Below are 9,328 nucleotides of genomic sequence, written 5' to 3'. Positions count from 1 at the left end.
GTGTAGTCTGTGATTGGGATCCTTACGACATTACCAGGCTCCAAATAAGAGAAACCCGTTACAGTGATGTAGCGGGTTTTTTTACGTCTGCAGGAAAGTAAAAACGCAGGTGAAACGACTCTATACATTTGCTATGTGGCTCTCTACCGCTGTGAGCACCACGACACTCTACTGCGTAGCGCACCGACTCCAAATAAGAGAAAGCCCGACTAGAAATAGTCGGGCTTTTTTACGTATGGAATAAAGTGAAAATATGGGTTCGAGGTATAAGGGTAAATGTGAGTCTAAGGCTTAACGATGATCCTTAGCACTTTCTTATTTCACGTGCTGGATTGCCGGCTACCACGGTATTTGATGCAATGCTCTTAGTTACCACTGAACCCGCGCCCACAACAGCGTTTTCGCCAATGGTAACGCCAGCTAACACAATAACTCCCGCGCCAATCCATACGTTATTACCTATGGAGATTGGTGCTGCAAAGTTCTCTTTATTGAGCCGTTCTATGGGGTTCACAGCATGCGAAACTGCTAATAGTTGAACGTTCGGGCCAATTAAACAATCACTGCCAATGGTAATTGCACCCTCACTAATTGGTGCATCTAATACAGTGCAGTTAATGTTTATAAAAGTACGATCACCAATTTGTATTTGACTACCATAGTCACAATGAAAGCCCGCTTCAATAATTACTCCATCACCACAGTGTGAGCATAATTCTTTTATTCGCTTTAAATTACCTTTACTGGGGCTTTTATTAAATAAGCGGCAAATTTCGTGCACAGCTTTTCGCTGCGCTAGATTCTCTTTACTAATACTATTAAATGACTGCATATCAATTTTGTTTAACTTAAATAATGGTGCCTAGCTTAACCTACTTTAAGCATGATGATAATTTGAATAAAATTGCTTTATTTTTATGCATTCACTTGCCATTTATAATGTTTCGTTTAAAATCCACTAACTTTCGAAACGAAACTTAATAGCAGTTACTTAATGACCAAACGAAACACCCAGCAACGCCGTCATCTGATCCTTAGCCAAGTAAATGAGCTTGGTGAAGTGGCCGTTGAGACTCTTGCTGAACAGTTTCAAACATCAGAAGTAACCATTCGAAAAGACTTAACCGCGCTTGAAAAAAGTGGCTTGTTGCTGCGCCGTTATGGTGGAGCTATTGCGCTACCAAAAGAGATTGTAAGCGATGAGATTGATTCTAAGCGCAAAGTAGCCATTGCTAAGGCAGCAGCGGCGCTTATAAAAGATCATAACCGCATTATTATTGACAGCGGGCGTACAACAGCAGCGATGATCCCTGAGTTGGCTACCAAGCAGGGGTTAGTTGTTATGACGAACGCGATTAAAGTAGCAACGCGTTTATTAGCACTTGAAAACGAGCCAACCCTTTTGATGACAGGTGGCACGTGGGATCCGCATTCAGAATCGTTTCAAGGGCAAGTAGCCGAAAATGTACTATGCTCATATGATTTTGATCAGCTGTTCATTGGTGCCGATGGCATTGATGTAGCACGAGGAACAACCACGTTTAATGAACTTGTTGGGCTAAGCCAAGTGATGGCTAAAGCGGCGCGTGAAGTTATTGTGCTGGTTGAGTCAGAAAAAATCGGCCGAAAAATACCAAATTTAGAATTACCGTGGCAAACAGTAACCACATTAATAACCGACAGTGGCTTAGCGCATGATAAACGCGCAGCGATTGAGGCATGTGGTGTAAAACTAATTTGCGCAGAGATTATGGATTAGTAACTACGCCGTGAGTTGCTAGAATTAAAAAATTAATGGAGACACTATGTGTGGAATCGTTGGGGCTGTTGCAGAACGTCCAGTAAATAAAATCTTAGTTGAAGGCCTTAAGCGTCTTGAGTACCGTGGTTATGACTCAGCAGGTGTAGCTTTACTTGAAGGTAATACTCTTAATACAGTTAAAGCAGTTGGTAAGGTTGTAAACTTAGAATCAGCACTTGAACAAGCTGGTGTTAGCGGTCACACAGGTATTGCACACACTCGTTGGGCAACTCATGGCGGTGTAACTGAAGCCAATGCTCACCCACATGTTTCAAGCAATCAATTAGCGCTTGTACATAACGGTATCATTGAAAACCACGCAAGTTTGCGTGCAGCACTTAAAGGCGACGGTTACGAGTTTTTATCAGATACCGACACCGAAGTAATGGTGCATTTAATTCATCAGTTACGTCAGCAGCACACCACTTTATTAGCGTCAGTTCAAGCAGCTGTTAAACAGTTTGAAGGTGCATTTGGTACAGTTGTGTTCGATAAAGCGAATGATAACGAAATTATTGTAGCGCGCTCAGGCAGCCCGTTAGTTATTGGTTTAGGCCTTGGTGAAAACTTTATTGCTTCTGATCAACTTGCATTATTACCGGTGACTCGCAGCTTTATCTTCTTAGAAGAAGGTGATGTAGCGCGCATTACTCGCGACACAGTAGAAATTTTTGATGAAAATGGCGATGCTGTAGAGCGTGAAGTTGTTGAATCAAACATTACACAAGATGCATCAGGTAAAGGTGATTACCGTCACTACATGCTAAAAGAAATTTATGAGCAGCCACTTGCAGTACGTAACACCCTTGAAGGACGTTTAAACGATGACCGCGTAGCTATTGATGCTTTTGGCGATAGCGCACAGCAAATATTTAAAGACGTAAAACACGTACAAATTATTGCCTGTGGTACGTCATACCACTCAGGTATGGTTGCTCGTTACTGGCTTGAGCAATTTGCAGGTGTTAGTTGTAACGTAGAAATAGCCTCTGAGTTCCGTTACCGTCAGTCATTTGTACACGAAAATAGCCTACTAGTAACTATTTCACAATCAGGCGAAACGGCTGATACTTTAGCTGCACTGCGTTTAGCTAAAGAGCAAGGCTATATGGGTTCAATGACTATTTGTAACGTACCAGGCTCATCGCTTGTGCGAGAATCAGACCTTGCCTTTATGACCAAAGCAGGCGCTGAAATTGGTGTAGCCTCTACTAAAGCATTTACTACACAGCTTGTTGGTTTGTTAATGCTTACTGCGTCTATTGCGCAAGAGAAAGGCTTAGATCAAAGCGCGATTGTTAACGCTATTAAACTGCTACCAGCTAAATTAGAAGAAACGCTACTATTGGCTGATGGCATTGCAGACCTTGCTGAAGAATTTGCTGATAAACACCATTCACTGTTTTTAGGGCGCGGCTCACAATACCCAATCGCGATGGAAGGCGCACTTAAGCTTAAAGAGATTTCATACATTCACGCTGAAGCCTACGCAGCAGGTGAGCTTAAACACGGCCCATTAGCGCTTATTGATGCTGACATGCCAATTATTGTTGTAGCACCAAACAATGAATTGCTTGAAAAGCTTAAATCAAACGTAGAAGAAGTACGTGCTCGCGGCGGCATCATTTATGTATTCGCTGATAAAGACTCACACTTTGAGTCAGACGACACAATGCGTGTAATCAACGTAAACCACGTAGATGACGTAATTGCCCCTGTTGTATATACAATTCCACTACAGTTACTGTCGTACTATGTAGCGGTCATTAAAGGCACTGACGTTGACCAGCCACGTAACCTAGCAAAATCGGTTACAGTTGAGTAAAATCAAAAGGTTATAGGTTTTATTAATATTAAAAAAGCGCTTAAGGCGCTTTTTTTGTGCCTGAAACTCTGTTAGCTTAAGTAACTTATTATTCTCTAAGGGATTAGTCATGCGTTTATTAACCGTTATTTGTTTTGTTAGCTTTAGTATTTTTAGTTCACAAAGTGCCTTTGCACAATCTGGCACTAAACAGCAAAGTACAGATTACTCTCAGTACACACATACTATTAAATCGGTTGTTTTAAACGAAGAACGCACAGTTGTCGTAAAGTTACCAAAGAGCTATCAAGCTGAGCCAAAGAAGGTATACCCTGTTATATATCGCTTAGATGGGGCGGGTAATATTCCGCTTGCCAGTGCTGTCATTGAGCGTTTACAAAATGATAATCGTGCTCCAGAGGTAATTATTGTCGCTATTGAAAACACTAATCGACTTAGAGATTTTTATCCTACAGTGAATAAAGAGCCGCAAGGTCCTGTCGGTGAAGGGGGCGGCGCAGCAAAATTTTTAGCGTTCTTTGAACAAGAGCTCATTCCTTTAGTAAATAAGAACTATCGCACGCATGACTATAAAGTTATCGCAGGAGCCTCAGCTGGTGGTGTGTTTGCGCTATACGCGTTGCAGGCAAACCCAAAACTATTTCAAGCGCACATTGCTTATAGCCCTGCGGTTTGGTGGAACTATGGCGCAATGGTAAAAAGCACAAAATCATTTATAGCTAAAACGAAAGACCTGAATAACTACGTGTACATCAATATTGGCGAAGAAGCCGGCATAATGCGAGAAAGGTATGATGAATTACAGCAATCACTGCAATCGCATAAAGCGCGAGGGTTACGTTTTTTTAATGATGCGTTTGATGGCATCTCGCATGGCTTAACCTCTGCTGCAGGCATATTTAATGCCTATTACAACTTATTTTTACCTAAACAAATGCCAATCAGTGCTTTAACTGACGATGTAGCCTCTATTGATGCTTATTACAAAACATTATCTCAACAATGGGGCGAGCAAATTTCACCACCGGATCGCGCTGTTAGATCGCTCGGTTATAACTTAACGGGCAGCAAGCAGTTTACCCGCGCTATAGAGGTGTTTAAGTACAATATAAAAAACTACCCAAAATCAGTTGATGCGCTTTCTGCCCTATCTTATGGCTATGAAATGCAAGGTGATACTCGTCAAGCACTTGAACAGATGGAATCCGCTTTAGCAATTGCAGATGACTCGTATCCTTATATAAATTACTTAAAAGAAACAAAAGCTAGGTTACAAGCAGAGCTTAACGATGAAAAGCCTTCTCAGGTTTAAATTAGTTAACTGTTTGAGTGTAAATTAAAGTTTAGCTTTTTATTACTTCATGGCAATTATAGTTATAAATAAATCAGGGAAGATAAAAAATGAAACCATGGAATGACGATAAGTTAAATAGAGTTGAAGATGCAAAATATCTAACTTCTTACTTACTCAATCGATTTACAGTAAAGAAAGAGGAACCTTTTGTATTAAATATTGATGCTGAATGGGGATTTGGTAAAACCTATTTCCTTACAAATTGGCGAAGTGGTTTAAAGTCACAAGGCTGCGAAGTTGTTTATTTTAATGCTTGGGAGAAGGATTTTACAGATAACCCTTTGCTTGGTTTTATTTCTGCGATCGATAAAGAGTTAAAACCTTTTTTTAGTAAAAAGGCTAACGCAAGCCAAAAAAATAAATGGAATAAATTCAAGCTTGCTGCCGCTCCATTACTTCTATCTTTTATAGCAAAAAAATTGACGGGCTATTCTCTAGATCAAATAAACGAATTAATCGAGAGTGATGGTGAGGAAAATAAAGCTTCTAATATAGATAAAAAAGATACAAATAAATTAGTTGAAGGGCTAACAACTCAAGCAACAAATATTGCGTTAGAACATCAAGAAAGCATAGAAAATAGTATTATTACTTTTAAGACTAATTTAGGGGAGATCGCGAAAAAAGCAGGTAAGGATATAAAACCAATTTTTATATTCGTAGATGAGTTAGACAGGTGTAGACCTAGTTATGCCATTGAACTACTCGAGACAATTAAACATCTATTTCAAATACCGCGCGTTTACTTTGTTGTTGCTACTGCATCCGAGCAACTAAGCCATTCAATCAAGGCTATTTATGGTAATAATTTTGAATCAAAAAAATACCTAAATAGATTTTTCGATCAAATTTATCATCTACCACCACCAAATCGCTTGTCTTACTCAGAGTACTTATGGAAAACAGAGCTTGTTAATGATGATAAGTTAATTGCTGTGCATAAAAGTGGTAATGCTTATTTGCTGGCTCAAACAGCTCTTTTATGTGATGCGGGTTTACGAGATATTGAACAAGCCATAAAGATTTTACAAGCAATTCAGCTAACAACTGAAGAAAGGCTATATACGTTACCGTTAGTATTTTTAGCTATATTAAAAATAAGTAAGCCAGAATTATATAAAATTACGATACCAATGTGGAAAGATAAATTTCGAACTAACTCTAGTCAAGATTGGAATATTTTTATTGAAAAAATGAGTAACCCTGAATCAAACTTGGATTCAAATAAAGCCTATGAAGGTAAAATTATTAGCATTATAAGTAAGTTACTAGGAAAAACCGGTATAAAATCTTCAGAAATTCAACAATGTTCAGCGGAGCTTGGCGATATGATCCTACATGACTTTAGCTTTAACCAAAATCGACAGTTTTCGATATTACATTACCCTGAGTTAGTTGAGCGTGCAGGTCGTTTTATATCTTAAAGAAAGGGGGGGGATCTCCCTTCTCTATTAAAAAGTAAAAAACAATCAGTACTAAAGTTTATTCAGAACTAGCAGCTTAAATCGCGCAGCGGTTACCTATAAAAACATTTAAATCACTAATTCCTACTTAACGGGCAATAAATACGCTAAAATTACAGGCTATTTTTAGTAATGAGCCCGCACCTTTTATGACCTCATCCGCAAATCCTAGTAATTTCAACGAACTTGGCCTTATTCCAGAGCTAATTGCTCGTTTGTCTGACCTTGAATACACGCAACCTACGCCGATTCAGGCAAAAGCAATTCCAAGTATCTTGGCGGGGAGTGACTTAATTGCGGGGGCAAATACCGGCTCAGGTAAAACAGCAACCTTTGCTTTGCCTATGCTACAAACGCTATTTTTAGCGCAAGGTGCTAAAAAAGCAGCGAGCAAAGGCAACTTTGTAACTGGGCTTATTTTGGTACCTACTCGCGAGCTGGCAGTGCAGGTAGCCGATAGTGTTAAATCGTATTCTGCTAATTTTAATGGCGCCATTAAAACGGTGGCGGTATTTGGTGGTGTGTCGGTTAATACCCAGATGCAAGCACTTCGCGGCGGTGCTGATATCATTGTTGCAACGCCAGGGCGTTTACTCGATTTAATCTCAAGCAATGCGATTAAGCTCGATAAAGTAAATACCTTAGTGCTTGATGAAGCCGACCGCTTATTAAGCTTAGGCTTTACCGAAGAGTTGGCTAACTTATTAGCGCTTATGCCTGCTAAAAAGCAAACCATGTTGTTTTCAGCCACTTTCCCAGAGCAAGTTAAGCTATTAACACAAGATTTATTAAATAATCCGGTTGAAATACAAGTTCAGAGTAAAGACGAAAGCACCTTAGTACAGCGCGTATTTACAGTTAATAAAGGCGAAAAAACCACGGTTTTAGCGCATTTAATTAAGCAGCACAAATGGCGCCAAGCGCTGATATTTGTCAACGCTAAAAAAGATTGTGAGCACTTAGCCAGCAAGCTTGAAAAGCGCGGCGTGAATGCACAAGTATTCCATGGTGATAAAGGCCAAAGTGAGCGTACTCGCGTAATCGAAAAATTTAAAGCGGGCGAAATAGAAGTACTTATTGCCACCGATATAGCAGCCCGTGGTTTAGATATTGCCAAACTGCCTGTTGTTATTAACTTTAACTTACCGCGCAGCCCCGCTGATTACATGCACCGTATTGGCCGCAGCGGCCGTGCCGGTGAAGTTGGCCTAGCGTTATCGTTAATTGATTATGAAGACTTCCATCACTTTAGAATTATCGAAAAGAAAAATAAACTACGCTTAGAGCGCGAAGAGGTAGCAGGCTTTGCAGTAAACCAAGCGAATCTTGATGCAGCTGATGCGCTTAAAAACGATAAACCCATGGCCAAGCCCGAAGGCACCGGCAAGAAAAAGAAAAAAAATAAAGCTAACCCAGAAAATGATGTGTGGAGTGGCTGGCGAGGCCGTTCTAAGTAATACAAGGGCTTGATTGGGTATTGGGAATCAGTCAATAAGCTCGAAAGGGATTCTCGATACTTTTGTAATTAAATAAATGATATTAAAGCGCTTCAATATCGCTTTTCCACTTTACCAGTGCTGCTATGAATTCAGGGCCAATACCACAGCAGCCGCCAATAATTGTTGCGCCTAGGCTATGCCATTGCTTTGCAAACGCTACATACTCAGCGGGTGATAAGTCGCGGTAACCTTGCGAGCCTTCATTGGCTTTATAATCGCTGGCGATTGGTGTAAAACCATTTGCAAAGACTCCTAAATCAAGATGTTTATTTTGCTGTTTTAGTACAGTATTTGTGTCGCGCAGCGCTTGTTCAATAACCTCGGGAATAGAGCAGTTGAAGAGTATGCCCGTTATATTATGTTCGAGTAATGCTAAGATAGCGTCGGATACTAATTCACCAGAGCGCAATGTCGCTTGTTCGCTTACTTCATCATTTAAGGTAAATGCGTAATAACATGGTTTGTTTGAATTCTTAAGTACCCTTGCCATAACCCGCGACTCTTCAATGTTTGATATGGTTTCACCAATCCAAACATCTACATATTCATCCTGTGCTTTATACAGGGTATTTAAAATAGTAAATGCGCGTTCAATTTGGAAAAAATCAGCACGGTACGATCCAAATGCGGGTGGCAATGAACCCGCAACTAGCACGTTTTGATTAGTGTTTTGAGCTGCTTTTTTTGCAATTACAGCAGCTTGCTGTGCAAGTGCTGCACCTTGTGCTTGGTAAAGCGTTTCACCTAAATGAAAGGGGACACACGCATAGCTATTTACTGTAATAATTTCAGCGCCCACACTTATGAAAGCTTGATGCGCTTGAGTTACACATTGTGGTGCTTCTATTAAAGCTTGTGCACTCCAAAGTGGCTGTGAAAATGGCGCGCCCATGCGTTTAAGTTCACAACCCATGCCGCCATCTAATATTGTTAACCTACTTATAATGAACTTCTATACGTCTAAATGGTTGGGCTATTCAAACATACTTTTTGAAAATTCATAATGAAACTTCATCAGGTTGAGTATGAAAAAAGTTCAATATGTTAAAGCTGTTTTTAAAAGGCACAAAAAAAGCGACTACCCAGTAAGGTGTCGCTTTTCTTTTTACAAGTAAGCTATTACTTGTAAAACGCTTCTACAGTGCCTTTTACTTTCATAAGTAAAGGTTGGCCGCGGCGGTCTAGCGCTTTAGGTGCGGCAATTTTAATCCAGCCTTCGCTAATGCAGTATTCTTCTACATCAAAGCGCTCTTTACCGTTTAACTTTACGCCAATTTCGTGTTCAAACACTTCTTCTACGTAATGCTTGCTGCGTGGATTAATAGAAAGCTGATCAGGTAATGCTGGTTTTGTTGAATCGGTCATGATTTTAATCTTTATTAAAAA

Annotated in this window: 8 protein-coding genes; 5 read left to right on the top strand and 3 right to left on the bottom strand. The window is 40.1% G+C overall.

Annotated elements, in window-relative coordinates; translation table 11 throughout:
• Nucleotides 1-304 precede the first annotated feature (304 nt).
• Nucleotides 305-832: a sugar O-acetyltransferase gene (locus tag CWC30_RS11375; RefSeq protein WP_138627140.1), complete on the bottom strand. Its 528-nt coding sequence runs from the start codon at nucleotides 830-832 to the stop codon at nucleotides 305-307.
• Nucleotides 833-994: 162 nt separating this feature from the next.
• Here CWC30_RS11375 and CWC30_RS11370 point away from each other — a divergent pair, with 162 nt between their 5' ends.
• The 5 genes from CWC30_RS11370 to CWC30_RS11350 all read left to right on the top strand — a co-directional run bounded on the left by CWC30_RS11370 (nucleotide 995) and on the right by CWC30_RS11350 (nucleotide 7,900).
• Nucleotides 995-1,759 (top strand): DeoR/GlpR family DNA-binding transcription regulator, encoded by a 765-nt coding sequence (locus CWC30_RS11370; protein WP_036956986.1) that lies wholly within the window; start codon nucleotides 995-997, stop codon nucleotides 1,757-1,759.
• A gap of 46 nt (nucleotides 1,760-1,805) precedes the next feature.
• Nucleotides 1,806-3,626 (top strand): glutamine--fructose-6-phosphate transaminase (isomerizing), encoded by a 1,821-nt coding sequence (glmS, locus tag CWC30_RS11365; protein WP_138627139.1) that lies wholly within the window; start codon nucleotides 1,806-1,808, stop codon nucleotides 3,624-3,626.
• 109 nt (nucleotides 3,627-3,735) lie between these two features.
• Nucleotides 3,736-4,938: an alpha/beta hydrolase-fold protein gene (locus CWC30_RS11360; RefSeq protein WP_138627138.1), complete on the top strand. Its 1,203-nt coding sequence runs from the start codon at nucleotides 3,736-3,738 to the stop codon at nucleotides 4,936-4,938.
• Between the two features lie 89 nt (nucleotides 4,939-5,027).
• The gene (locus tag CWC30_RS11355) at nucleotides 5,028-6,404 is read left to right on the top strand and encodes a KAP family P-loop NTPase fold protein (protein WP_138627137.1); all 1,377 of its coding nucleotides are present in this window, start codon (nucleotides 5,028-5,030) and stop codon (nucleotides 6,402-6,404) included.
• Nucleotides 6,405-6,592: 188 nt separating this feature from the next.
• The gene (locus tag CWC30_RS11350; protein WP_138627136.1) at nucleotides 6,593-7,900 is read left to right on the top strand and encodes a DEAD/DEAH box helicase; all 1,308 of its coding nucleotides are present in this window, start codon (nucleotides 6,593-6,595) and stop codon (nucleotides 7,898-7,900) included.
• An 82-nt stretch (nucleotides 7,901-7,982) separates the two neighbouring features.
• Here CWC30_RS11350 and CWC30_RS11345 read toward each other — a convergent pair whose 3' ends face one another.
• Both CWC30_RS11345 and CWC30_RS11340 read right to left on the bottom strand, forming a co-directional pair.
• The gene (locus tag CWC30_RS11345) at nucleotides 7,983-8,885 is read right to left on the bottom strand and encodes a homocysteine S-methyltransferase family protein (protein WP_138627135.1); all 903 of its coding nucleotides are present in this window, start codon (nucleotides 8,883-8,885) and stop codon (nucleotides 7,983-7,985) included.
• 176 nt (nucleotides 8,886-9,061) lie between these two features.
• The gene (locus CWC30_RS11340; RefSeq protein WP_036980685.1) at nucleotides 9,062-9,307 is read right to left on the bottom strand and encodes a DUF3297 family protein; all 246 of its coding nucleotides are present in this window, start codon (nucleotides 9,305-9,307) and stop codon (nucleotides 9,062-9,064) included.
• Between the last annotated feature and the right edge of the window lie 21 nt (nucleotides 9,308-9,328).

The organism is Pseudoalteromonas sp. S4741 (genome assembly GCF_005886135.1).
Taxonomy (GTDB): domain Bacteria; phylum Pseudomonadota; class Gammaproteobacteria; order Enterobacterales; family Alteromonadaceae; genus Pseudoalteromonas; species Pseudoalteromonas tetraodonis.
This window is presented reverse-complemented; position numbering and strand designations above follow the sequence as displayed.

What these genes read in the sequence shown, in the direction of transcription:
- CWC30_RS11355 (WP_138627137.1), top strand. Translation starts at nt 5,028, where the DNA reads ATGAAACCATGGAATGACGATAAGTTAAATAGAGTTGAAGATGCAAAA.
- glmS (WP_138627139.1), top strand. Translation starts at nt 1,806, where the DNA reads ATGTGTGGAATCGTTGGGGCTGTTGCAGAACGTCCAGTAAATAAAATC.
- CWC30_RS11340 (WP_036980685.1), bottom strand. Translation starts at nt 9,307, where the DNA reads ATGACCGATTCAACAAAACCAGCATTACCTGATCAGCTTTCTATTAAT.
- CWC30_RS11350 (WP_138627136.1), top strand. Translation starts at nt 6,593, where the DNA reads ATGACCTCATCCGCAAATCCTAGTAATTTCAACGAACTTGGCCTTATT.
- CWC30_RS11375 (WP_138627140.1), bottom strand. Translation starts at nt 832, where the DNA reads ATGCAGTCATTTAATAGTATTAGTAAAGAGAATCTAGCGCAGCGAAAA.
- CWC30_RS11360 (WP_138627138.1), top strand. Translation starts at nt 3,736, where the DNA reads ATGCGTTTATTAACCGTTATTTGTTTTGTTAGCTTTAGTATTTTTAGT.
- CWC30_RS11370 (WP_036956986.1), top strand. Translation starts at nt 995, where the DNA reads ATGACCAAACGAAACACCCAGCAACGCCGTCATCTGATCCTTAGCCAA.